Origin of the sequence: Limnohabitans sp. Rim47 (genome assembly GCF_001517545.1) — a bacterium.
Taxonomy (GTDB): domain Bacteria; phylum Pseudomonadota; class Gammaproteobacteria; order Burkholderiales; family Burkholderiaceae_C; genus Limnohabitans_A.
Genome location: NZ_FBYA01000002.1, coordinates 354,907 through 377,266 on the forward strand (window position 1 = coordinate 354,907; position 22,360 = coordinate 377,266).

Consider the following 22,360-nt stretch of genomic DNA (forward strand, 5'->3'; position numbering starts at 1 on the left):
CATAAAAAAAACGCCGCCAGTCTCGTGACTGCGGCGCTTCTTCAAGGCCTCATCAAGCCAGCGTATCGGCCCAAATGTTGCGCGCCCAAGCCAAGGCGTAGCGGCCTTCCAGCTCGTTGGCGGCACTCGACACCCCACCAGAACCGGGCACGGCCAGCATGGTCTTTTTGTCGGCGTCGTATTTGTGCACGCTGGAAACGTGAACGACGTCTTCCGAGCTGACAAAGCTGTAGCAGGTGTTGTTGTAGATGGGCATCGGATTGACTTCTTTGCCCATCAACAAGGCGATGACCGCCGCGGCGCAGGTCTTGCCGTGCTGGTTGGCCATGTGGCCCGACTTGGGCATACCCGGCGCAATCTGAATCGAGTCGCCCAGAACGTGCACATTTTTGGCAGCCTTGGACTCAAAGGTCAGGAAATCCACTTCGCACCAGCGCTTATTGGCTGTGGCCAAGCCGGCATTGACGGCAATGTCGCCGGCACGCATGCTGGGAATCACGTTCAACACATTGGCCTTGATGTCGTCGTTAAACTCGAACTTCAAGGTGTTGGTAGCCGCATCGACATCGGTCACGTTGTGTTTGCCACGGTATTCGACGATGCCTTTGTAACGCTCGGCCCAGGCCTTTTTGAACAACGGGCCTTTAGAGGTCACGTCGTCGTTAGCGTCCAGAATCAGCACCTTGCTCTTGGGCTTGGCCTTGGTGAAGTACTCGGCCACTTGGCAAGCACGTTCATAAGGGCCGGGAGGGCAGCGGTAAGGAGCCAGCGGAATCGACATGGCAAAGACGCCGCCGTCGGGCATGGCTTCGAGTTGCTTGCGCAGCGTGACGGTTTGGGCACCCGCTTTCCAAGCGTGCATGACCTTGTCTTTGGCACCCGCCTTGTTCATGCCAGGCAATGTTTCCCACATAAAGTCGACACCTGGCGAAACGATCAAGCGGTCATAAGTCAGCTCGGTGCCACCTGCCAATTTGACGATGCGTTTGTCGGCGTCGATGCTGTTGACACGGTCTTTGACGATCGTGACACCGTGGCGCTTGGTCAGGTTGTCATAGGGCGTGGTGATCTCGGCAATGGTTTTGCTGCCGCCGATCACCAAGTTGGACATGGGGCACGAAATGAAGGACTCATTGGGCTCGACCAAGGTGACCTGGATCTTGTGTTCAGACCACAGGCGCAGGTATTTGGCTGCCGTCGCCCCCGAGTAGCCCCCACCAATGACCACCACTTTAGGGCCGCTGCCGCCACCCACGGTGGCACAACCAGAAACCAGGCCCATAGCACCCAAAGCGGAGCCGGTCTGCAAAAAATGACGACGTTGCATGGCGGTTTTCCTTATTTCTTTTGTGCAGCAAAGTAGCTGGCGATGGCAACGATTTGCTCGTCGGAATAGCCCTTGGACAGCTGGTGCATGATGGTGGCGGGCTTGCGGCCAGCTTTGAAGTCGAGCATTTTCTTGACCATGTCATCTTTGTTGCCCCCGGCCAAGGACTCCATGCCGGGCTGAGCACGGCCATCGGTACCGTGGCAAGCGGCGCAAGAAGCGGCCCAGCTGCGCACATGCAGCGGATCGACCTGGGCTTGTGCCAGGCCAGACAGGGCAAGCAAAGCAGCCGCTGTCAAAGCGTGTTGAATCTTCATGGTTTTCCTCGAAAAAGACAGACAGGACGAATGGACGTCTCAGCGCCCATCAGGGACGCAAATAGACAAATTTCTCGTTGGCCTGCAACTTGGCCACTTCAGCGACGCCCGAAGGCACCACCTTGGTTTCCATCAACAATTTATTCGGAGAAATTTTTCGGCTCACCAAGGTGTTGTTGCACACCCGAAACTCAACGCCTTTGCTGGCGAGATCACTGACGCTACCAGCGAATGGCTGGTCCATCTGGTTGGTGGCACCGTCCAACAAAAAGTCGATGCCCAAGCCATGGGTGACCACCACGATCTTGACCGTCGGGTCGGCGGCCAGGTGATTGCGGATGTTGCCGATGGCACGCGAAGCCTGCGGAATTCCTTCGCTCAAGTGATAAACCACTTTGATATCGGCCCAGGACAGGGTGAAGGCCAACAGGCCAGTGATCAAAAACAGGGAACGCTTCATTAGTAACTCCTTATGGATGGATGGTAGCGTGATCGGCAGGGCTGGTGGGCCCGTGAAAACCCGGCCCGAAACTGACGCCGTTCTTTCAATCAACTTCACTGGCGATCTGCACGCACACCGCGCGGCACAGCGTGACCACACGGTCGTTGACAATGCGGTAGTAAATTTGTACGCCATCGCGGCGCTTGCCCAGTACGCCCGCCTGGTACAGCGTATTCAGGTGCTGCGACATGTTGGGCTGGGTGGTGTCGATTTCGCTTAGCAATTCACCTACATTTTTTTCACCATTGCACAAGGCACTGATGATGCGCAGGCGCATGGGGGCAGACATGACACGAAAGACCTCGGCGGCTTTTTCAAACACCTCTTCCGATTCGGTCAGGACGTTGTCTTCTGGGGGGGCTTTTTTGGCCATATTTTCTGTTTCCATTGTTGCTCGAATGGCTGCACGATTGTCCAACAAAAAGAGCGTGCAACCGCCCTCAAAAGGACAGGGGACTGCCGCATTGTGGCCAATTTCTAGCCAAGGTCGAACCATTGATTTGTAGTTTGCTTATACAAAGAACAAGATATAGCCGCACTGATGCCGCCACCCTGCGGTAAAACACCGCGTCAAAGCCTGTTCAAAGTGGCGGCCAGGCCCCTGTTCTTGTCTAATATCGGCTCATGACTGCACACCATCCACTGAGACAACGTTTGTTCCTGATTTTGGAACTCAAGGGCCACAAAGACAAAAAGGCCGCTTGGTTATTTTCATGGGTGCTGACCTTGATGGTGCTCTTCAATGTCGCGGCCGTCATGCTTGAATCCGTTCCAGCAATTCAAGCTCAATACGGCGGCATCTTGACGGTGTTCGACATGGCGTCGGTGCTGTTTTTCAGTGTGGAATACCTGCTGCGGATCTGGACGGCCGCAGAAAAAAACAAACACGCTCAGCACACTGTGGTACGCCGACGGCTGCGTTACATGCTCAGTTTTCACGGCTTGGTTGATTTGCTCGCAGTCTTGCCCTTCTTTTTGCAATCCTTGTTGCCCGGTCTTGATTTGCGCTTTTTGCGTGTCATCCGGATCATGCGCATCTTGAAGTTGTCGCATTACTCCACCGCACTAGAAGACCTGATTGCCTCCATCTATGCAGAAAGAGACGCCTTCATCTCGGCGCTTTACCTGCTGGCCCTGTCGATCCTCATTACCTCATGCCTGATGCACTACGCCGAGCACGCCTTGCAACCTGACAAATTCGGCACGATTCCCGATGCGATGTGGTGGTCCATCGTCACCATCACCACCGTGGGGTATGGCGATGCAACGCCCATCTCGGTCTGGGGCAAAGTGATTGGGGCTTTCACGGCACTGTCCGGGGTTTTCACGGTGGCGCTGTTGACCGGCATCGTGGCATCGGCATTTGGAACTCGCGTGCGGACACAGGAAATCGAATTCACCACCGAGGTCGAAGAAATCCTCAAAGACGGTCACCTGAGTGCCAAAGAGCGACGAACCATTGAACACTTGCGCCAAGAATTCAGCCTCACAGAAGACCATGCCCGGGCCATCGTCCGGCAGATCATCGAAGAACAATCCCTGTACGAGAAGAAGTCCGTTTAAGCCAACGCGAAAGGGGTATCACGCCCCCGTCCGTTCATGCTTTCAGGATTTCGTTTGCCGCAACGTCCGGCTGAGCAGGATCACGGGGATCAAACCCACCAGCACCAGCGCCAACGAGGGCAAAGCTGCTTCTCCCAGGCGCTCATCCCGCGCCAATTGGTAGGCCACCACGGCCAGCGTGTCGCTGTTGAAAGGCCTCAACACCATGGTGGCGGGCAGCTCTTTCATCACGTCCACAAACACCAACAGCATGGCGGCCAGGGTGGTGCGTTTCAGCAAGGGCGCGTGCACACGGCGCATCAGGCCCCAACCGGTCACGCCCAGCATGCGGGCGGAATCGTCCAGGCTGGCCGGAATGCGGGCATAGCCGCTTTGCACCGACTGCAGCGCCACCGCGCAAAAGCGCACGAGATAGGCCCAGACCAGCCCCAAAGAAGTGGCCGTGATCCATGCGCCAGCCGACGATGCGGGCCAAGTCTGCTGAATCCAGCCCACGGGCAAAAGCAAGCCCACCACCACCACCGCGCCAGGAATGGCATAACCCAAACCCACCAACTGAATGGCCCCTTGGCTGATGCGGTCTGCGCGGGTGCGCACACTGAAGGCCAAAGCGAGCGCCACGCCCACGGCCAACAATGCGGTCACCGCGCCCAGACGCAAACTGGTCAGCGCCCATTGAGCAAAGCGCTCCCAAGGCAGTTCGGAGGTCTCCCCCGCCATGGCCCGCAACATGATGAAAACCGGCAAAACAAAACCCAGCATCACGGGCAAGCTGCAAACGGCCCAAGCCATGACCCGGGAAGCACCCTGCAACGCAACGGGTTGCGCCTCGGCAGAGCCCTGACGCGAGCCGCGCCCTTGGTTGAAACGCATGCGCTTTTGTGCACGCTGCTCCAGCTGAAGCAAGACCACCACCACGGCCAACAGCACGGTGGCCAATTGCGCCGCCGCAATGCGGTTGTCCATGGACAACCAGGCTTTGTAAATGCCGGCCGTGAAAGTCTGGATACCGAAATAGCTGGACACCCCAAAATCAGCCAGCGTTTCCATCAGCGCCAGCGCCACCCCAGCGGCCACTGCCGGGCGGGCCAACGGCAGGGCAATTTCGCGAATGCGGCGTGACAGCGGTGCGCCCAGCAGTCGGGCCGCTTCCATCAAGCCCGAAGCCCGCTCGACCAAGGCCGTGCGGGCCAGCAAATACACATACGGGTAAAGCGACAAGGTGAACACCAGCGCCGCGCCCCAAACGCTTCGCACATCGGGCCACAGCCGACCTTGTAAACCCAGCGCTTCGCGCAAGGCCACCTGCAGTGGCCCGCTGAACTGCAAAAAGTCGGTGTAGGCATAGGCCACCACATAAGCGGGCATGGCCAAAGGCAAAAGCAGCAGCCATTCAAAAGCGCCCCGCCCCGGAAAATCGAACAAGGTGACCAGCGCCGCCGTGGCCAGCCCGAGCACCGTCACGCCTACAGCCACCATCAGGCACAAACCTAGTGTGGTCAGCGCGTAATCGGGCAGCACGGTGCGACCCATTTCCAGCAAGATATCGGCGCTTGGCCCGCTCCATTGCAGCCACGAACCCAGCACGGCCAACACCGGTAAGGCCAAAGCCAATGCCAGCAAGGCGTAAAACAAAGAAGGGAGCCCCGATAAACGGCGGGCCAGGGTGTTTAGCATCAAGAAAGCGGGTTCAACAAGGTCATGGCTTATTGTAGGAGCCCGCCTGATGGAGATCAGCCCTCGGCCAAGAGAGGCCGACCCAACCTGCCTACAATTCAACCCATGTTTTTAGAATTGCGCCAACTGGACATTCAATACCCCGGCAACCCTACGCCCGCCGTGAGAGGGGTCAACCTGGGCTTGCATGCTGGCGACATTGGCGTATTGATCGGGCCATCTGGCTGCGGCAAAACCACGCTGCTGCGTGCGGTGGCCGGACTGGAGCCGGTCTCGGGCGGAAAAATATTGCTGTCTGACCGCGTGGTCAGCGAACCCGGTCACACCGAACCGGCCGAGCGCCGTCGCATTGGCATGGTATTTCAGGACTACGCGCTGTTTCCCCATATGGATGTGGGCCGCAACGTGGGCTTTGGACTGGCGCACCTGCCCAAAGCCGAACGCCAAAAGCGCGTGACCGAAGTACTGACCCTGGTTGGCCTGGAAGGGGCAGACAAACGCTACCCACACGAGCTGTCGGGTGGCCAACAGCAACGCGTGGCACTGGCCCGGGCTTTGGCCCCCCAACCCGACTTGCTGCTGCTGGACGAGCCTTTTTCCAACCTCGACATTGACCTGCGCGAACGCCTCGCACACGAGGTGCGCAACATCCTGAAAGCCGCCAAAGCCACCGCCCTGTTGGTGACGCACGACCAGCTCGAAGCCTTTGCAATTGGCGACGTGATTGGCGTGATGAACGAGGGCATCCTCCACCAGTGGGACGATGCCTACAGCCTGTACCACCGCCCCGCCACCCGTTTTGTCGCCGACTTCATCGGCCACGGTGTTTTCACCCCCGCGACGCTGCGCGAAGTGAATGGCCAAGTGATGGTGGACACACCGGTGGGCACATTGACCGATGTGGCCGAATGCCCCTTGCCATGCGCCTTTGAGGGCGGCCAATGTGACGTATTGCTGCGGGCCGACGACATCGTGCACGACGACCATGCCCCGGTGAAGGCCGAAATCATCCGCAAGGCCTTTCGCGGATCTGAATTTTTATACACCCTGCGGCTGCCCAGTGGCGACCTGCTGATGGCCCACGTCCCCAGCCACCACGATCACAAACTGGGTGAATGGATCGGCATACGCGCCGAGGTGGACCACGTCGTCACCTTCAACCGCGCCTGCCCGGTTTACAACCGCGAACTCTGTCAAATGCCTTGCGCCAAGGCAGAGGCCTGCGAACACACCGACCCGCAATACCAGCCGGTCAAGTTCGTTTCACAAAGTGCTTGATCGCTTTGTTTAGACCGGAAGATGTGGCCGGATAGGCACCACCACCATCACCTGACGCAGTAGTAATAGAGTTCGTTCGCACGAACTTCGATTTCCGGACGAATCGGTGAAGGGTTGGGCAAATCGGGCGCTAAGACCATTTGGTTTGCCAGAGCCCAAACACGCCCGACCGTTTTGACTCCTTGGTTCCAGTCTCCCAGATTGGAAACGAATTCGTATTCTTCTGCCGTCGGCAGTCGCGTCTGAATGCTGCGGCAGGTCCGCTCTGCTGCTGTCGCACTGCTGGTGTGACTGATCGGCACACCCGGTGCACCAATCAGCTCAAGCGTGCGATTGCCCATCTTGACTTTGGATGGGAATTGCGTGTGCTGAAACTCCGCAAACAACTGACCGCTGATGGCCTGCATGACTTGATCGGGTCGGCCCCTGGCTTGATAGTTATATGTCCGCCCCGAGATGACCTGGATATGCAAAGTCACCAACAGATCACCCTTGCAAGTCGGCGCATAAGAGTAAGTACCCCACGCCATGGCATTGAGTTTTCCCAGCATCCCTGTGTCCAGATAACCTTGTCGTTTTTCATCGCGCAAATCGCGGGCCAATGCGTAAATGGGGGCCGGATTGAAGAAGGTGATGTTGCGATTGCGTGGCTGCAGTTGGGTGTACTGGGCATCCAAGGAGGCTTTGAGACTGCCTTCGAGCAACACATCCATTCCCTTGCCCGCAGTGGCTCGCTCACGATTGAGTTGGGTGTTGCGGTCTAGTGCGTTGAGCAAATCAAGCAACTGTGCAGGGTCTGCGCCGGCATTGAGCAAATGGATGAGTTGCTGACTCAGGTTTTTGTGATTTTCTTGCGCCGTACTTGCATAAGCATCTTGGAACTGGCACAAGTCCTGCCCCTTGATGAAGGGCACGGTTTGCCAGACTGCGATGGGGCTGTAGTGGTCAGCCCAAGCAGGAAGGCAACACGCAAGCCATAACAAACCGATGAATTTCATGTGTGGGCTCAATGGAAGATTCGAATTTAAATGCTAACTGATATTACGTTTCAGGCTTTGTTTTAAATCACTCAGACGGTTGATGCAATCTGTCGATGACGCTCCCTAAAACTGAATGCTGCCGCAGGTCAATGCACCCGTTTACAAAATTCACAATGCGGCCCATGATCACCCTTTGTTTTTAATACCAAATAGTTCACGGAGGCGCCATGCTGGACAAACTCGGCAACCCGCAAAAGTTAGGGGCGATCGACGATGCGCCTGTGGTGCACTGGGTCCAGCAACTGCTGGAACAGGCGGTCACCCTCAAAGCCTCGGACTTGCACTTTGAACCGTATGAACACCATTACCGGGTCCGCATGCGCATCGACGGCGAATTGCGCGAAATTGCAACACCGCCCATGGCACTGAAAGACCGACTGTCCTCACGCATCAAGGTGCTCTCGCGGTTGGACATTGCCGAAAAACGCCTGCCTCAAGACGGTCGCATGAAGCTGCAATTGGCCAACGGCCGCGCACTGGACTTGCGTGTCAGCACCTTACCCACCTTGTTTGGCGAAAAGCTGGTAATCCGGGTGCTCGACTCCGCTCAGGCCCAACTTGACTTGAACCAACTGGGTTACGAGAGTGAAGACTTGGCTCGCCTGGTGGAAGCGATTCACCGCCCCCACGGCATGGTGCTGGTGACCGGGCCCACGGGCTCGGGCAAAACGCAATCGCTTTATGCCTGTCTGAACCGACTCAACACGCCCGAAGTGAACATCGCCACGGTGGAAGACCCTTGCGAAATTCAGCTGCAAGGCATCAACCAAGTGAATGTGCAAGACAAGCCTGGCCTGACATTTGCCATCGCTTTGCGTGCTTTTTTGCGACAGGACCCGGATGTCTTGATGGTCGGCGAGGTGCGCGACCTGGAGACGGCCAACATCGCCATCCAGGCGGCCCAGACAGGCCATCTGGTGTTGTCCACCTTGCACACCAACGACGCGCCCAGCACCTTGGTGCGCTTGCGCAACATGGGCGCAGCCTCATACAACATTGCGGCCAGCGTGACCCTGATCACGGCCCAGCGCCTGGTGCGCTGTCTGTGCCCACTTTGCAAAGAACGCGTGTCCCTGCCTGCGCAGGTGTTGCTGCAAGCAGGTCTGCCCGCCGATTTGCTGCTCGGCGATGCCGTTGAAACCTTCAAGCCTGTGGGTTGCGCACATTGCCACAAAGGGTTTGCGGGGCGCACCGGCATTTTTCAGGTCATGCCCGTGAGTGCAGACATGCAGGCCCTGATTTTGGGCGATGCGGGGAACCAGGAAATGACCCAACTGGCGCAGCGTGAGGGGGTCGCGTCATTGCGTCTGGCAGGTCTGCGAAAAGTACTCAAAGGCATCACCTCGCTCGACGAGGTTTTGGCCAACACGCGGTACGGTGCATGAGCCAACACGACACATCAACCCCGACCTCGACCCCGGTTTTTGCATGGCAGGGTCAAGATGCCCAAGGCCGCCCCGCTCAAGGACGCCTGAATGCACTCACAGCCGGTCTGGCCCGCGCCCAATTGCGCAGACAAGGCGTGCAGTCGGTGCGGCTGCAGCGTTTGTGGTGGGACAGACCGCCCCGCGTGCGCCCTGGCGACCTGTCGCTCATGACCCGGCAGTTGGCAGCACTGCTGCGGGCGGGGGTTCCCCTTTTGCAGTCGTTGGACATGTTGTCGCGCAGCCTGACGTCTGTGGCGCTTTTGAACATCGTGCAACAAGTGCACAACGACGTGGCGTCTGGCTCGGCTTTGCATGAGGCCTTGGCCAGGCATCCGGCCCATTTCACAAGGCTTTACACCAGCATGGTTCAAGCGGGCGAGTCGGCAGGCATTCTGGACACCATGATGGAGCGCCTGGCGCACACACTCGAGAAAAACGAGGCCTTGCGCTCGCGCGTGCGTTCAGCGCTGGTGTACCCCACGGCGGTGATGGGGGTGGCCATCTCCGTGCTGGTGCTGATCTTGGTGTTTGTGGTGCCCGTGTTCGAAGACGTGTTCAAGTCGTTCGGGGCCGAATTGCCCTGGGCCACACAAATGGTGGTGGCACTGAGCGACGGCTTGAGCGCATCTGGCCCTGTGGCCGTTGTGGTCGCGTTGCTGTGCATCTGGTTTTGGCAGCGCCCGCAAGCGGGTCAAGCCAGGTTCAAAGCAGCCAAAGACCGCTGGTTGCTCAAATTGCCCATTTTGGGGCCGCTGATGGGCACGGCGGTGGTGGCACGATGGGCGCAAACCTTGTCAGCCTTGGTGTCGGCAGGCGTTCCCTTGGCAGAAGCATTGGGGCCAGTGGCCCAAGCCTGCGACCACAGCGTGTATGAAGGTGTGACATTGCAATTGCAAAGGCAGGTGACACAAGGCAGCCGGTTGAGTGAAGGCATGGCCCAATGCGGCCGTTTTCCGCCCATGATCGTGCAGCTGTGCGCCACGGGCGAAGAGACCGGGGCCATGGACCAGTTGCTCGCACGCGCGGGTGGCCTGATGGAAACCGAGCTGGATGACCGGGTCAACGGCCTGTCCAGTTTGCTCGAACCCTTGATCATTGTCGTCCTAGGCGGTCTGATTGGCGGTATTCTTGTGGCCATGTATCTGCCTATTTTTCGCTTGGGTCAGGTGTTCTGAAATGGCCATTGATTTACCTTTTTGGAGTGCAGCAGCCGTGCTGGGCTTGGTGGTGGGCAGCTTCCTGAATGTGGTCATTTACCGACTGCCCCTCATGCTGGAGGCGCAATGGGCTGAGGCCATTCGTGAACAAGGCCCTGACAGCCACACGACTTTGCAGACACCCAAGTCTTTCAACATCGCCGTGCCCAGATCGCATTGCCCCCACTGCGGGCATGAGCTGTCATGGTCCGAAAACATCCCGGTGCTCAGTTACCTGGTGCTCAAGGGTCGTTGCAGCCAATGCCACTCGGCAATAGGCTGGCGCTACCCGGTCATTGAACTGTTGACCAGTGTTTTATTTGTCTGGAGCTTTTCCCGATACGGCATGAGCGGCGCCGCTTTGGCCTGGGCGGGTTTTGCAGCCGCTTTGCTGACCTTGGCGGCCATTGACGCCGACACCACCTTGCTGCCCGATGCCATCACCCAACCGTTGGTGTGGGCTGGTTTGTTGGCGGCCAGCCTGGGGCTGAGCGATGTCAGTTTGTCCACGGCCTTGTGGGGGGCCGTGGCGGGTTACCTGTTTTTGTGGTCGGTTTATTGGCTCTTTAAGCTGATAACTGGCAAAGAGGGCATGGGCCAGGGTGACTTCAAACTGCTGGCTGGGCTGGGCGCCTGGCTGGGCTGGCCCGCATTGCTGTCGCTGGTGCTGATAGCCTCCATCACAGGTGCCATCGTGGGTATCTGGCTGCGGGTGCGCCAGCGCCTGCCCGAAGACGGCTATATTCCGTTTGGACCTTTTTTGGCCTTGGCAGGTTTGTGGGTCATGGCTTTTGGTCACCTGCCGGGCTTGGCTGTTTAAACATGAAAACTCCGCGTATTTGGCGCATCGGCCTGACTGGTGGCATCGGCAGCGGCAAAAGCACCGTGGCCGCCATGTTGGCAGCCCGTGGTGCCGCAGTGATCGACGCTGACGCGATTTCACGCAGTGTGACGGCCCCGGGCGGACGGGCTATCGCTTCCATTGTTCAAGTCTTCGGACCCCAAATGATCGATGCCCATGGCGCCATGGATCGGCAAGCCATGCGTGATCAGATTTTCAAATCTGCCGATGCCAAAAAACAGCTTGAAGCCATTATTCACCCGCTGGTGAGCCAGATCACCACAGAGCAAGCACAGACTGCCTTGCAAAACGGCCAGCGCTGTTTGGTGTTTGACGTTCCCCTGCTGGTTGAATCGGGCGAACGCTGGCGCAAGCAAGTAGACCGGGTGATGGTGGTGGACTGCGATGCCGCCACACAAAGCCAACGGGTCATGGCCCGCAGTGGGCTGGCAGCCGAAGAAATCGACCGCATCATCGCCCTCCAAACCTCACGCCCACAACGCTTGGCCTGTGCCGATATGGTGGTCTTCAACCAAGGCCTGAATCTGGCTCAATTAGAGGCGCAAGTGGCTCTGCTGGCGGCTGACTTCGGGCTATGATGGCGGCACTGGAAAACGCCGCGTGATACTGTACGAATACCCCTTCAACGAACGCATCCGCACTTACCTGCGCCTGCAACAATTGTTCAACCGCTTGGGCCAATTAATGGCCCGCACGGAGGCGCTTGATCACCACTTTGCGCTGACCACTTTATTCGAAATCACCGAAGTGGCCTCGCGCTCAGAGTTGAAGTCTGATGTGCTGAAAGACCTCGAACGCCAAAAGCAGCTGTACAACGGCTACCGTGGCAATCCGGCCATCTCCGAAAAAGCCCTTGATGGACTGATTGCCCAACTGGATGACCACTTTGAAGCGCTCAACCAGGTCAGCGGCAAAATTGGCCAAAGCCTGAACGACAACGATTTCCTGATGGCTTTGCGCAGCCGCGCTGTCATCCCTGGCGGCACTTGCGAGTTTGATTTACCCGCCTATTTTGCTTGGCAACACCACGATGCGCCAAGCCGTTCCAGCGATTTGGCGCAATGGGTTGCGCCGTTCGGCCCCTTGGCCCAATCTGTCCAGTTGCTGCTGAAAATGTTGCGCGAATCCGGCAGCAGTCAAAAAGTCATGGCCACGGCAGGACAACTGCAGCAAAACCTGCCGCAGGGACGCACGTTTCAGCTGTTGCGGCTCAAAATTGACCCCTCATTGGGCATCACCCCTGAAATCAGTTGCAACCGTTTGCTGGTGGTGATCCGCATGCTGCAACAGCAAAGCGATGGCAAGTTACTGGCCACCTCCGAGGACGTGCCTTTTGAGATGTCTTTGTGCGCATGAGCAACTCGAGCACGCCTCAAGACTTCGCACCGCGCAAGGTACGCTGCCCCGCCTGTGCTGGCCTGAGCCTTTACAGCAGCACCAACCCCTATCGCCCGTTTTGCAGCGCCCGCTGCAAGGGTGTTGACTTGGGGGCTTGGGCCAGTGAAGAGTTCAAACTGCCCGACGAAACGCCGCCCGACGAGCCCTTTGGCGATCCGCGTTTGCAATAAACCAGCAACACGCCCGCGCCCAGCGAAATTCAGCTGTGCGTGGCACCGCTGAACTCACGCTCTTCGGCCAACCAGCCCAGTACCGGCACCGTACCCGGCAGCACCGGCACCACGCGCACCGGCAAACTCTGCCAGGCATGCGACTGGCCTTCGCGCATTTGCAGCTCGCCTTGCCAATGCCAGACTTTGCAAAAATGCAGCCGCACCAAGGCGTGCGGGTAATCGACCATCTGGGTTTTCCAGGCTTGCGTCTCGCCGATGGTGATGCCCAACTCTTCTTGCAACTCTCGGCGCAGGGCTTGTTCGACCGATTCACCGGCTTCCAGCTTGCCGCCAGGAAACTCCCAATAGCCTGCGTAGACCTTGCCATCAGGGCGCGAGGTCAGTAAAAACTGGCCATCGGTTTGCATCAACACGCCAACCGCCACATCGACCACCGCACGTTCGGTCTGGTCTGTTCCCACGAATTCGCGAGCGCGTTCCCCGTCGGCCACCAACAAGCCGGTGCTCATGCCTGATCCGATTGGCGACCCATCATGTCGCGTGCAAACTGGTAAGCCACACGGCCACTGCGCGAACCGCGCTCCAAGGCCCACAACAAAGCATTGGGTCGGGCCGCATCGATTTGCGCAGTTGTGGCACCCAAGGCGCAGAGCCACTGACCCGCAATGGTCAGGTACTCGTCTTGCGAGAAGGGGTAGAAACTGATCCACAAACCAAAGCGCTCGGACAGCGAGATTTTCTCTTCCACGCCTTCGCCCGGATGCACTTCGCCGTCGTCGGTGTGTTTGTAGGTGAGGTTCTCGCTCATGTACTCGGGCAGCAAATGGCGTCGGTTGCTGGTGGCGTACACCAACACATTAGGGGTCGATGCCGCCACAGTGCCGTCGAGGATGGATTTGAGCGCCTTGTAGCCCGGCTCACCATCTTCGAAACTCAGGTCGTCGCAATACACAATGAACTTTTCATCGCGTCCGGCCACCACCTCGATGATGTCGGGCAGATCGATCAGGTCTTCCTTGTCCACCTCGATCAGGCGCAAACCTTGGGGTGCATAGGTATTCAGACAGGCCTTGATGAGCGACGATTTACCAGTGCCGCGTGCGCCCGTCAGCAGCACGTTGTTGGCCGGGCGGCCCCGCACAAACTGCTCAGTATTGCGTTGCAGCTTTTCCTTTTGATCGTCGATTTCCTTCAGATCAGCCAGCGTCATGGCGGCCACATGGCGCACCGGCTCCAGCACGCCATGGCCGGACGAGCGCTTGCGGTAACGCCAGGCAATGGCCTGCGTCCAATCAGGGGCGGACAAGGGCTGAGGCAAAACCGACTCGATGCGGTCCACCAACTGGCTGACTTTGGCCAGCAGTTGGTCCAATGCAGATGGGGCGACTGAGTTCATGAACGGTAATCCGCGTTGATGGTGACGTATTCGTGGCTCAAGTCGCAGGTCCACACCGTGTCGCTGGCTGTGCCTCGGCCCAGGCCCACACGCACAGTGATCTCGCTGCCCTTCATAACGCGTTGACCGTCTTCTTCGCGGTATTCGGCACGGCGCCCGCCTTGCGACACCACATGCACATCGTCCAGGTGTAACTCGATCAAACCTTGGTCTAGATCGGTGATACCCGCATAGCCCACCGCTGCCAGAATGCGGCCCAGATTCGGGTCACTGGCGAAGAACGCGGTTTTGACCAAGGGCGAATGCGCGATGGCGTACGCCACCTGACGGCACTCTTCGCCCGTGCTACCCCCCTCGACTTGGACTGTGATGAACTTGGTGGCACCTTCGCCATCGCGCACGATGGCATGCGCCAGCTGGCGTGCCACTTGCATCAAGCCCTGCACCAAGGCCTGGCCGTCAGCACTGTCCAGCGAAGTGATGAGCGCGTTACCTGCCTTGTGCGTGGCGATCAGCATGAACGAGTCGTTGGTAGAGGTGTCGCCATCGATCGTGATGCGGTTGAACGAACCATCGGCCAATTGTTTGGCCAGTGGGGCCAACAAAGCAGGATCGATGCAGGCATCTGTGGCCACAAAGCCCAGCATGGTGGCCATGTTGGGGCGAATCATGCCTGCACCTTTGCTGATGCCGGTGATGCTGACCGTCTGGCCGCCCACTTTCACCTGCGTGCTGGCTGCTTTGGGCAGGGTGTCGGTGGTCATGATGCCTTCAGCCGCCTTGGCCCAGTGCGCGGCTTGCGCGTCGGCCAAAGCAGCGGGCAAGCCCGCCACAATGCGGTCCACCGGCAAAGGCTCCATGATCACGCCGGTCGAAAACGGCAAGATTTGCACAGGCGTGCATTGCAGCAACTTGGCCAGCGCGTCACAGGTCTGGCGGGCATGGGCCAAACCCGGTGCGCCGGTACCCGCGTTGGCGTTGCCGGTGTTGATGACCAAGGCCCGCACGTCGCTGCCCACGGCCAAGTGCTCACGGCACACTTGAACGGGCGCAGCACAAAAGCGGTTGCTGGTGAACACGCCCGCCACACTGGCACCTGGCTCCAACAAAAAAACGGTCAAGTCTTTGCGGTTGGCTTTGCGCACGCCGGCTTCGGCAATGCCAATGCGAACGCCCGCAATCGGGCTCAATTGGGCGGGGTCCAATGGTGGCAAATTCACAGGCATGGCGATCCTTCAGGAAAACAGAAAATAATTTTTCGGACGCACACAAACGAAACGGGCCGAAGCCCGTCTCATCCGCGCAGCAAACTCAGGCGAGTTTGCCGTGGCATTGCTTGAACTTCTTGCCGCTGCCACAAGGGCAAGGCTCGTTGCGTCCGACAGGGCCAAAGGCTTGCTGCAAACCCGCCAGATCAACGGCCACGGTTTGCGGCTCACCCGACTCGTCGGGAGCGCTGTAGGTCACGTTGCTGATGTGCTCGGCACGCTCCTCAATGTCTTGAGCCGCCTGTTCGATCTGGTCGCCCGAATCAATGCGCACCGTCATCAAGGTGCGGGTGACTTCGTTTTTGACCGCATCGAGCAACTGACCAAACAACTCAAACGCTTCGCGCTTGTATTCCTGCTTGGGTTGCTTTTGCGCATAACCACGCAAGTGGATACCTTGGCGCAGATAGTCCAGTGCGCTCAGGTGCTCGCGCCAGTGCGTGTCGATGCTTTGCAGCAAGACCATGCGTTCAAACGAGACGAAGTTCTCAGCACCCACGCTGTCGAGCTTGGCCTGGAAATGGGAGTTGGCCGTGGCCACCACCATCTCCAGAATTTCTTCGTCAGTGATGGCATTGGAGGCCTGGACCTTCTCGCGCAAGTTGACCTGCAACAACCACTCGTCGGCCAACGCTTTCTCAAGGCTGGCCAAGTCCCATTGCTCCTCCACCGACTCGGCAGGCACATATTGGCGCACCAAGTCGACAAAGCAGCCTTCACGCAATGAAGCGATCTGGCTGTGCAGGTCTGCGGCATCCAGAATGTCATTGCGCTGCTGGTAGATCACTTTGCGCTGGTCGTTGGACACATCGTCGTATTCCAGCAATTGCTTGCGGATGTCGAAGTTACGCGACTCCACTTTGCGCTGCGCGCTTTCAATGCTGCGCGTGACGATGCCCGCCTCGATGGCCTCGCCTTCAGGCATTTTCAAACGGTCCATGATGGCGCGCACGCGATCACCCGCAAAAATGCGCATCAGTGGATCGTCCAGGCTCAAGTAGAAACGTGAAGAACCGGGATCGCCCTGGCGACCCGAACGGCCACGCAATTGGTTGTCAATGCGGCGCGACTCATGGCGCTCGGTGGCGATGATGCGCAGACCACCCAAAGCCTTGACTTGTTCGTGCACCATTTTCCATTGCTCGCGCAGCTCTGCCACGCGAATGTGGCGGGCCTCTTCAGACAAACTTTCGCCGGTCTCAGCAGCCTGGATGTCTTTTTCGATGTTGCCACCCAGTACGATGTCGGTGCCACGACCGGCCATATTGGTCGCGATCGTGATCATGCCGGGGCGGCCTGCCTGGGCCACGATGTCGGCCTCGCGGGCGTGCTGCTTGGCATTAAGCACCTGGTGCGGCAACTTCTCTTTCGTCAGCAGCTGGGCAATCAACTCAGAGTTTTCGATCGAGGTGGTGCCCACCAGCACAGGCTGACCGCGCTCGTGGCATTCGCGAATATCGGTAATCGCGGCGTTGTACCGCTCTTGTGATGTCTTGTACACACGGTCGAGTTGGTCTTCACGCTGGCTTTTGCGGTGCGGCGGAATGACCACCGTCTCCAGGCCATAAATTTCCTGAAACTCATACGCTTCGGTATCGGCCGTTCCGGTCATGCCACCGATCTTGTTGTACAGGCGGAAATAGTTTTGGAAGGTGATGGAGGCCAGCGTCTGGTTTTCGGCCTGGATTTGCACGCCTTCTTTGGCTTCCACCGCTTGATGCAAACCATCGCTCCAGCGCCGACCGGTCATCAAGCGGCCCGTGAATTCGTCCACGATGACGATTTCGCCTTCTTGCACCACATAGTGCTGATCGCGGTGGTACAGGTGTTGTCCACGCAAAGCAGCGTTCAAGTGGTGCATCAAGGTGATGTTGGCCGGGTCGTAAAGGCTCGCGCCTTCAGGGATCAAACCCATTTGGGCCAACACCGCTTCTGCTTTTTCGTGACCTTGCTCGGTCAGGAAAATCTGGTGCGATTTTTCATCCAAGGTGAAGTCACCGGGAGTGATGATGCCTTCGCCCGTGCGAGGGTCGGCTTCGCCTTCCTGGCGGGTGAGCAAAGGCACAACCTGCTTCATTGACAAGTAGGTCGCGGTGTGGTCTTCAGCCTGGCCGCTGATGATCAAGGGCGTTCGTGCCTCATCGATCAGGATTGAGTCGACCTCATCGATGATGGCGTAGTTCAGAGGGCGCTGCACGCGGTCATGGGCTTCATAGACCATGTTGTCGCGCAAGTAGTCAAAACCGTATTCGTTGTTGGTGCCGTAAGTGATGTCCGAGTTGTAGGCGGCTTGCTTTTCTTCGCGCGACATCTGGGCGAGGTTGATACCGACCGACAAACCCAAAAAGTTGAACAGCTTGCCCATCCAACGCGCATCGCGGCTGGCCAGGTAGTCGTTCACGGTGACCACATGCACGCCTTTGCCTGCCAATGCGTTCAGGTAAGCGGGCAATGTGGAGGTCAGGGTTTTGCCCTCGCCCGTGCGCATTTCGGCAATTTTGCCGTTGTGCAAGGCAATGCCACCAGACATCTGCACATCGAAGTGCCGCATCTTCATGACGCGTTTGGAGCCTTCACGCACCACGGCAAAAGCTTCGGGCAGCAAAGCATCGAGCGTTTCGCCAGCGGCAAAGCGATCACGAAACGCCTGGGTTTTGCCACGCAGTTCGTCGTCACTCAAAGACTCCAGTCCGGCTTCCAGTGCGTTGATGCGCTCCACTGTTTTGCGGTATTGCTTGAGCAGGCGGTCGTTGCGGCTGCCGAAAATTTTAGTGAGGAATGGGATGGCCATGTCTACAAGATCCACCTTCAGCCAAGGCTGAGAGACAGACCGTCTATCCTGTCAAGTTAAAGGGTTCAGAGAAAACCGGGCCAGCGAAGTCATATCCCACTTGCCCCAGCGGGCCACCACAGGCGCCAGCTTAACCTGCTGATTTTAGCCTCTGGGACTGCCTCTTTTGGTGCTGGCTTTTAGGGGCAGGCTTTCGGCTTGACAAGCTGCCGGATAATGAGCGGCTTCAGCTTCATCCATGCAAAGACGCCACCAAGCCATTCCCCTGCAACAAGCCGCGCAAGAATCACCTACTTTTGCGCGGTTGGCTGGATTGGTGCGCGATTCCTCAGCCCGCTTGCAAGCCATTCGCACTTTGCTGCCAGCCCCCTTGCGAGCCAGTGTTCAGGCGGGACCGATTGAAGACGGATGCTGGTGCCTGTTGGTCAGCTCCAACGCTGTGGCTGCCAAACTGCGCCAACTGGTCCCGTCCCTTCAAGCCCATTTGAACCAGAAGGGCCTGCAGGTCAGCAGCATTCGCATCAAAGTGCAAAACCGCACGATGTGATCCGCCAAGGCGGTTGACTCAAGCCGCTGGTTATTTGAAAAAAAAAGGCCCTGATCTTGGATCAGGGCCTTTTCAGGTTTCTGGTGCCGCTTGTCGGATTCGAACTGACGACCTACCGCTTACAAGGCGGGTGCTCTACCAACTGAGCTAAAGCGGCACGGGCTGAATTCTAACTTGCTACAAGCCCATCTTCGCGGTCGCAGCTGTTAATTTTTTCACTTAATCCGTTTAAGGGCCGGACGAGCAGGACTTGTGCTGGGCGGTGTGGGGTCACCCTCCTCCACCGCGTTGGCATCATTAAGGCCCAAGGGCGTCAATGGGGTCAATGGGGTCAAGGACGCAGCTGAATCGTCGCTGACAGGAAACGCCATGCCTTGGCCATTCTCACGGGCATAGATCGCCATGACGCGATGGATCGGGACCATGATGTCGCGAGACTTTCCGCCAAATCGCGCTTTGAATTCGATGAACTCATTGCCTAACTTGAGCGAACTGGTGGCGTCCATGCTGACATTCAGCACAATCTCGCCCCCTTGAACATATTCGCGCGGCACCTGCACGGAGTTGTCCACCTTGACGGCCACATAAGGTGTGAAGCCGTTTTCGGAGCACCACTCGTACAAAGCCCGAATCAAATAGGGGCGTGTTGACGGCAATTCAGTGTCACTGATCATCGTAGGCTCCACCCGAACTTACTTGCGCATGACCTTTTCGGACGGCGTCAATGCCTCAATGTAGGCAGGGCGCGAAAAGATGCGCTCAGCATACTTGAGCAAAGGTGCCGCATTTTTGCTGAGCTCGATGCCGTAGTAATCCAGACGCCAAAGCAACGGCGCGATCGCCACGTCAAGCATGGAGAAGTTGTCACCCAGCATGAACTTGTTCTTCAAGAACACCGGCGCCAATTGGGTCAAGCGATCGCGAATGTGCGAGCGCGCTTTTTCCAGGGCTTTGTCGTTGCCTTTGAGGGCGCGGTTCTCCAGCGTCAACACATGAGCAAACAGCTCTTTCTCAAAGTTGAGCAAGAACAAGCGCACACGGGCACGGTCAACCGGGTCACCGGGCATCAGTTGAGGGTGCGGAAAACGCTCATCGATGTACTCGTTGATGATGTTTGATTCGTAGAGGATCAAATCACGCTCGACCAAAATCGGGACTTGGCCGTACGGATTCATCACATTGATGTCTTCGGGCTTGTTGTAGAGGTCCACGTCACGGATTTCGAAATCCATGCCTTTTTCGAACAGCACAAAGCGGCAACGATGGGAAAAAGGGCAAGTGGTTCCGGAATAAAGCACCATCATGGCAAAGGCTCCTCAAAAAATCAAAAAGAGTGGAAGGCCCAAAGACCTGCCACTCCACAAGACCCAGCAATGCTGCCGGGTGAAAAATCAATTACTTGATGTCTTTCCAATACGCGGCATTCAGACGCCAGGCGATAAAGGTGAAGAATGACAAGAAAATCAGAACCCAGACGCCTATGCGAACTCGGGTGTTCTGGGCTGGCTCTGCCATCCACTGCATGTAACCCACCAGATCACCAATGGCTTGGTCGTACTGCAAAGGCGTCATGGTGCCGGGCTTGACTTGCTTCCAGCCTTTGAAGATTTGGACCGTGTGGCCGTGTTCTTCTTTGTCTTCGTACACAGGCTCACGCTCACCCTGCAATTCCCACAAAGGATTGGGCATACCCACGTTGGGATAGGCCAAGTTGTTCCAACCTGTCAACTTGGTATCGTCGCGGTGGTAGCTGCGCAGGTAGGTGTACAGGTAATCAGCGCCCGTACCACCGTGACCTGCACGCGAACGTGCCATCAAGGTCAGATCAGGCGGGTTCTTGCCGAACCACTCTTTGGCCTGAACAGGATCAATCGCAGCCTTCATGGTGTCGCCAACCTTGGTGGTCGCAAACAACAGGTTGTCTTTGATCTGTTGCTCAGTCAAACCGATGTCTTTCAAACGGTTGTAACGCATGAACGCAGCGGAGTGGCAGTTCAGACAGTAGTTAACGAACAGTTTTGCGCCATGTTGCAAAGCAGCCAAATCGTTTGTCTTGTTAGGTGCTTTGTCCCAAGCGATGGCATTGCCGCCAGAAGCTTGGGCGCCAGACAGCAAGCCCAGGGCCATCACAAAGCCCAACGCGAGTTTCTTGATGTTTTTCATGTTCTTGAATCTCCGTGATCTCAGTGAGGCGTGAAGGTCACGCGGTCAGGAACCTGCTTGGGCGTACCCAGCTTGCTCCACCAAGGCATCAACAGGAAGAAGCCAAAATAGAACAGGGAACCGACTTGGGAAACGCGCTCACCGATAGGCGATGGCGGCTGCACACCCAAATAGCCCAAGATCAGGAAGTTGATCACAAACACGGCATACAAATACTTGTGCCAGTCAGGACGGTAGCGGATCGACTTGACCGGGCTGTTGTCGAGCCATGGCAAGAAGAACAGGATGATGACAGCGCCACCCATGACGACCACACCCCAGAATTTGGCATCAATGGCCATCATCAAGGCAGAGATCACCACGGCCGCACCAATCACGGCACCCTTGAGCAACTGGGGCAACTTACCCTTCGCCACAGCCAATACAGCGCCGATCACCACGCAGGCGATCAAGGCGTACATCATCTCACTGGTGATGGCACGCAGCATCGAGTAAAAGGGCGTGAAGTACCAGACAGGTGCAATGTGCAAAGGTGTGGTCAACGGATCAGCAGGGATGAAGTTGTTGTATTCGAGGAAGTAACCACCCAATTCAGGTGCAAAAAACACGATCGCCGTGAACACCATCAAAAAGACGCTGACACCCATGATGTCGTGCACAGAGTAATAAGGGTGGAATGGAATACCGTCCAAAGGGTGCCCTTGAGCATCTTTGGGGGCGTTCGGGCCCTTGATTTCAACGCCATCGGGGTTGTTGGAGCCGACTTCGTGCAAAGCAATGATGTGTGCCACAACCAGGCCCAACAAAACCAAGGGCACGGCAATCACGTGGAAGCTGAAGAAACGGTTCAACGTGGCATCGCCCACCACAAAGTCGCCGCGGATCAGCAGGGCCAGATCAGGACCGATGAACGGAATGGCCGAGAACAAGTTCACGATCACTTGAGCGCCCCAATAGGACATCTGACCCCATGGCAAGAGATAACCCATAAAGGCTTCTGCCATCAGGCACAAGAAAATCGCACAACCGAAGATCCAGACCAGCTCGCGCGGTTTGCGGTAGCTGCCGTACATCAGGCCACGAAACATGTGCAGATACACGACCACAAAAAACGCAGATGCGCCTGTGGAGTGCATGTAACGGATCAACCAGCCCCAAGGCACATCGCGCATGATGTATTCAACCGAGGCGAATGCCACAGCCGCATCAGGCTTGTAATGCATGACCAAGAAAATACCGGTGACGATCTGAATCACCAGCACAAGCAAAGCCAGCGAGCCAAAGAAGTACCAGAAGTTGAAGTTCTTAGGTGCGTAATACTCAGACAGATGCTCTTTGTAAAGCTTGGAAGCCGGGAAGCGGTTGTCAACCCAGTTAAGGAGCTTTTCGCCAGCGGGGGCGTTGGGGGAAATTTCTTTGAATTCAGCCATGTCGT

The 22,360-nt window shown here is 57.4% G+C and carries 22 protein-coding genes, 1 tRNA gene and 1 pseudogene; 9 read left to right on the forward strand and 15 right to left on the reverse strand.

The features are described 5' to 3' along the window. Positions 1-52: 52 nt before the first annotated feature. The 4 genes from BN3544_RS06615 to BN3544_RS06630 all read right to left on the reverse strand — a co-directional run bounded on the left by BN3544_RS06615 (position 53) and on the right by BN3544_RS06630 (position 2,534). Complete coding sequence (locus BN3544_RS06615) at positions 53-1,327, reverse strand: FCSD flavin-binding domain-containing protein (RefSeq protein ID WP_019429743.1); 1,275 nt, start codon at positions 1,325-1,327, stop codon at positions 53-55. An 11-nt stretch (positions 1,328-1,338) separates the two neighbouring features. Beyond that, positions 1,339-1,644 carry a c-type cytochrome gene (locus BN3544_RS06620; protein WP_019429744.1) on the reverse strand — a complete coding sequence of 102 codons (306 nt, stop codon included), beginning with the start codon at positions 1,642-1,644 and terminating at the stop codon, positions 1,339-1,341. Positions 1,645-1,693: 49 nt separating this feature from the next. After that, complete coding sequence (locus tag BN3544_RS06625) at positions 1,694-2,104, reverse strand: DsrE family protein (RefSeq protein WP_019429745.1); 411 nt, start codon at positions 2,102-2,104, stop codon at positions 1,694-1,696. Between the two features lie 85 nt (positions 2,105-2,189). Next, complete coding sequence (locus tag BN3544_RS06630; RefSeq protein ID WP_019429746.1) at positions 2,190-2,534, reverse strand: ArsR/SmtB family transcription factor; 345 nt, start codon at positions 2,532-2,534, stop codon at positions 2,190-2,192. Between the two features lie 236 nt (positions 2,535-2,770). Between BN3544_RS06630 and BN3544_RS06635 the strand changes: the two genes are divergently transcribed. Beyond that, positions 2,771-3,709: an ion transporter gene (locus BN3544_RS06635; protein WP_019429747.1), complete on the forward strand. Its 939-nt coding sequence runs from the start codon at positions 2,771-2,773 to the stop codon at positions 3,707-3,709. 42 nt (positions 3,710-3,751) lie between these two features. Here the strand turns inward: BN3544_RS06635 and BN3544_RS06640 are convergent, their stop codons facing one another. Further along, complete coding sequence (locus tag BN3544_RS06640; RefSeq protein ID WP_019429748.1) at positions 3,752-5,386, reverse strand: ABC transporter permease; 1,635 nt, start codon at positions 5,384-5,386, stop codon at positions 3,752-3,754. A gap of 105 nt (positions 5,387-5,491) precedes the next feature. On the opposite strand from BN3544_RS06640, the gene BN3544_RS06645 reads away from it, so the two are divergent. Next, positions 5,492-6,664, forward strand: a complete 1,173-nt coding sequence (locus tag BN3544_RS06645) for an ABC transporter ATP-binding protein (protein ID WP_019429749.1) — start codon at positions 5,492-5,494, stop codon at positions 6,662-6,664. Between the two features lie 47 nt (positions 6,665-6,711). On the opposite strand, the gene BN3544_RS06650 is transcribed toward BN3544_RS06645, so the two are convergent. Beyond that, entirely contained in the window at positions 6,712-7,662 is a 951-nt protein-coding gene (locus BN3544_RS06650; RefSeq protein WP_019429750.1) for a hypothetical protein, read from the reverse strand. A 248-nt stretch (positions 7,663-7,910) separates the two neighbouring features. Here BN3544_RS06650 and BN3544_RS06655 point away from each other — a divergent pair. The 6 genes and pseudogenes from BN3544_RS06655 to BN3544_RS06680 all read left to right on the forward strand — a co-directional run. Then, positions 7,911-9,089, forward strand: a pseudogene (locus BN3544_RS06655) (GspE/PulE family protein); the annotation flags it as partial. After that, on the forward strand, positions 9,086-10,306 hold the full coding sequence (locus BN3544_RS06660) for a type II secretion system F family protein (protein ID WP_019429752.1): 1,221 nt from the start codon (positions 9,086-9,088) through the stop codon (positions 10,304-10,306). The pseudogene BN3544_RS06655 and the gene BN3544_RS06660, both read left to right, overlap by 4 nt. A gap of 1 nt (position 10,307) precedes the next feature. After that, a complete protein-coding gene (locus tag BN3544_RS06665) occupies positions 10,308-11,147 on the forward strand; it encodes a prepilin peptidase (protein WP_019429753.1) in 840 nt (279 codons plus the stop codon). 2 nt (positions 11,148-11,149) lie between these two features. Continuing rightward, a complete protein-coding gene (gene coaE, locus BN3544_RS06670; protein WP_019429754.1) occupies positions 11,150-11,767 on the forward strand; it encodes a dephospho-CoA kinase in 618 nt (205 codons plus the stop codon). A gap of 22 nt (positions 11,768-11,789) precedes the next feature. After that, on the forward strand, positions 11,790-12,545 hold the full coding sequence (zapD, locus tag BN3544_RS06675) for a cell division protein ZapD (RefSeq protein WP_019429755.1): 756 nt from the start codon (positions 11,790-11,792) through the stop codon (positions 12,543-12,545). Continuing rightward, on the forward strand, positions 12,542-12,757 hold the full coding sequence (locus BN3544_RS06680) for a DNA gyrase inhibitor YacG (protein WP_019429756.1): 216 nt from the start codon (positions 12,542-12,544) through the stop codon (positions 12,755-12,757). The genes zapD and BN3544_RS06680 overlap by 4 nt, the downstream gene beginning before the upstream one ends. Positions 12,758-12,786: 29 nt before the next feature. On the opposite strand, the gene BN3544_RS06685 is transcribed toward BN3544_RS06680, so the two are convergent. The 4 genes from BN3544_RS06685 to secA form a co-directional block, all read right to left on the reverse strand. After that, the gene (locus BN3544_RS06685; RefSeq protein ID WP_019429757.1) at positions 12,787-13,269 is read right to left on the reverse strand and encodes an NUDIX domain-containing protein; all 483 of its coding nucleotides are present in this window, start codon (positions 13,267-13,269) and stop codon (positions 12,787-12,789) included. Then, positions 13,266-14,156 (reverse strand): ATP-binding protein, encoded by an 891-nt coding sequence (locus BN3544_RS06690; RefSeq protein ID WP_036074969.1) that lies wholly within the window; start codon positions 14,154-14,156, stop codon positions 13,266-13,268. Before BN3544_RS06690 ends, BN3544_RS06685 begins: the two co-directional genes overlap by 4 nt. Beyond that, positions 14,153-15,382 (reverse strand): bifunctional glutamate N-acetyltransferase/amino-acid acetyltransferase ArgJ, encoded by a 1,230-nt coding sequence (argJ, locus tag BN3544_RS06695; RefSeq protein WP_019429759.1) that lies wholly within the window; start codon positions 15,380-15,382, stop codon positions 14,153-14,155. The genes BN3544_RS06690 and argJ overlap by 4 nt, the downstream gene beginning before the upstream one ends. A gap of 85 nt (positions 15,383-15,467) precedes the next feature. Continuing rightward, positions 15,468-18,215, reverse strand: a complete 2,748-nt coding sequence (gene secA, locus BN3544_RS06700) for a preprotein translocase subunit SecA (protein WP_019429760.1) — start codon at positions 18,213-18,215, stop codon at positions 15,468-15,470. Between the two features lie 238 nt (positions 18,216-18,453). On the opposite strand from secA, the gene BN3544_RS06705 reads away from it, so the two are divergent. Next, the gene (locus tag BN3544_RS06705; protein WP_019429761.1) at positions 18,454-18,762 is read left to right on the forward strand and encodes a DciA family protein; all 309 of its coding nucleotides are present in this window, start codon (positions 18,454-18,456) and stop codon (positions 18,760-18,762) included. Positions 18,763-18,843: 81 nt separating this feature from the next. Here BN3544_RS06705 and BN3544_RS06710 read toward each other — a convergent pair. The 5 genes from BN3544_RS06710 to BN3544_RS06730 all read right to left on the reverse strand — a co-directional run bounded on the left by BN3544_RS06710 (position 18,844) and on the right by BN3544_RS06730 (position 22,355). Beyond that, positions 18,844-18,919 (reverse strand) — tRNA-Thr (locus tag BN3544_RS06710). Positions 18,920-18,977: 58 nt separating this feature from the next. Beyond that, on the reverse strand, positions 18,978-19,436 hold the full coding sequence (locus BN3544_RS06715) for a ClpXP protease specificity-enhancing factor (protein WP_019429762.1): 459 nt from the start codon (positions 19,434-19,436) through the stop codon (positions 18,978-18,980). An 18-nt stretch (positions 19,437-19,454) separates the two neighbouring features. After that, positions 19,455-20,066 carry a glutathione S-transferase N-terminal domain-containing protein gene (locus BN3544_RS06720; protein ID WP_019429763.1) on the reverse strand — a complete coding sequence of 204 codons (612 nt, stop codon included), beginning with the start codon at positions 20,064-20,066 and terminating at the stop codon, positions 19,455-19,457. A 91-nt stretch (positions 20,067-20,157) separates the two neighbouring features. Further along, positions 20,158-20,925, reverse strand: coding sequence for a cytochrome c1 (locus BN3544_RS06725; RefSeq protein ID WP_019429764.1), 768 nt, complete (start codon positions 20,923-20,925; stop codon positions 20,158-20,160). A gap of 20 nt (positions 20,926-20,945) precedes the next feature. Then, positions 20,946-22,355 carry a cytochrome b gene (locus tag BN3544_RS06730; RefSeq protein ID WP_026036615.1) on the reverse strand — a complete coding sequence of 470 codons (1,410 nt, stop codon included), beginning with the start codon at positions 22,353-22,355 and terminating at the stop codon, positions 20,946-20,948. Between the last annotated feature and the right edge of the window lie 5 nt (positions 22,356-22,360).

What these genes read in the sequence shown, in the direction of transcription:
- BN3544_RS06620 (WP_019429744.1), bottom strand. Translation starts at nt 1,644, where the DNA reads ATGAAGATTCAACACGCTTTGACAGCGGCTGCTTTGCTTGCCCTGTCT.
- argJ (WP_019429759.1), bottom strand. Translation starts at nt 15,382, where the DNA reads ATGCCTGTGAATTTGCCACCATTGGACCCCGCCCAATTGAGCCCGATT.
- BN3544_RS06720 (WP_019429763.1), bottom strand. Translation starts at nt 20,066, where the DNA reads ATGATGGTGCTTTATTCCGGAACCACTTGCCCTTTTTCCCATCGTTGC.
- BN3544_RS06615 (WP_019429743.1), bottom strand. Translation starts at nt 1,327, where the DNA reads ATGCAACGTCGTCATTTTTTGCAGACCGGCTCCGCTTTGGGTGCTATG.
- BN3544_RS06715 (WP_019429762.1), bottom strand. Translation starts at nt 19,436, where the DNA reads ATGATCAGTGACACTGAATTGCCGTCAACACGCCCCTATTTGATTCGG.
- BN3544_RS06650 (WP_019429750.1), bottom strand. Translation starts at nt 7,662, where the DNA reads ATGAAATTCATCGGTTTGTTATGGCTTGCGTGTTGCCTTCCTGCTTGG.
- BN3544_RS06690 (WP_036074969.1), bottom strand. Translation starts at nt 14,156, where the DNA reads ATGAACTCAGTCGCCCCATCTGCATTGGACCAACTGCTGGCCAAAGTC.
- coaE (WP_019429754.1), top strand. Translation starts at nt 11,150, where the DNA reads ATGAAAACTCCGCGTATTTGGCGCATCGGCCTGACTGGTGGCATCGGC.
- BN3544_RS06680 (WP_019429756.1), top strand. Translation starts at nt 12,542, where the DNA reads ATGAGCAACTCGAGCACGCCTCAAGACTTCGCACCGCGCAAGGTACGC.
- BN3544_RS06640 (WP_019429748.1), bottom strand. Translation starts at nt 5,386, where the DNA reads ATGCTAAACACCCTGGCCCGCCGTTTATCGGGGCTCCCTTCTTTGTTT.
- BN3544_RS06730 (WP_026036615.1), bottom strand. Translation starts at nt 22,355, where the DNA reads ATGGCTGAATTCAAAGAAATTTCCCCCAACGCCCCCGCTGGCGAAAAG.
- BN3544_RS06625 (WP_019429745.1), bottom strand. Translation starts at nt 2,104, where the DNA reads ATGAAGCGTTCCCTGTTTTTGATCACTGGCCTGTTGGCCTTCACCCTG.
- BN3544_RS06725 (WP_019429764.1), bottom strand. Translation starts at nt 20,925, where the DNA reads ATGAAAAACATCAAGAAACTCGCGTTGGGCTTTGTGATGGCCCTGGGC.
- BN3544_RS06660 (WP_019429752.1), top strand. Translation starts at nt 9,086, where the DNA reads ATGAGCCAACACGACACATCAACCCCGACCTCGACCCCGGTTTTTGCA.
- BN3544_RS06685 (WP_019429757.1), bottom strand. Translation starts at nt 13,269, where the DNA reads ATGAGCACCGGCTTGTTGGTGGCCGACGGGGAACGCGCTCGCGAATTC.
- BN3544_RS06645 (WP_019429749.1), top strand. Translation starts at nt 5,492, where the DNA reads ATGTTTTTAGAATTGCGCCAACTGGACATTCAATACCCCGGCAACCCT.
- BN3544_RS06635 (WP_019429747.1), top strand. Translation starts at nt 2,771, where the DNA reads ATGACTGCACACCATCCACTGAGACAACGTTTGTTCCTGATTTTGGAA.
- BN3544_RS06665 (WP_019429753.1), top strand. Translation starts at nt 10,308, where the DNA reads ATGGCCATTGATTTACCTTTTTGGAGTGCAGCAGCCGTGCTGGGCTTG.
- BN3544_RS06705 (WP_019429761.1), top strand. Translation starts at nt 18,454, where the DNA reads ATGCAAAGACGCCACCAAGCCATTCCCCTGCAACAAGCCGCGCAAGAA.
- BN3544_RS06630 (WP_019429746.1), bottom strand. Translation starts at nt 2,534, where the DNA reads ATGGAAACAGAAAATATGGCCAAAAAAGCCCCCCCAGAAGACAACGTC.
- secA (WP_019429760.1), bottom strand. Translation starts at nt 18,215, where the DNA reads ATGGCCATCCCATTCCTCACTAAAATTTTCGGCAGCCGCAACGACCGC.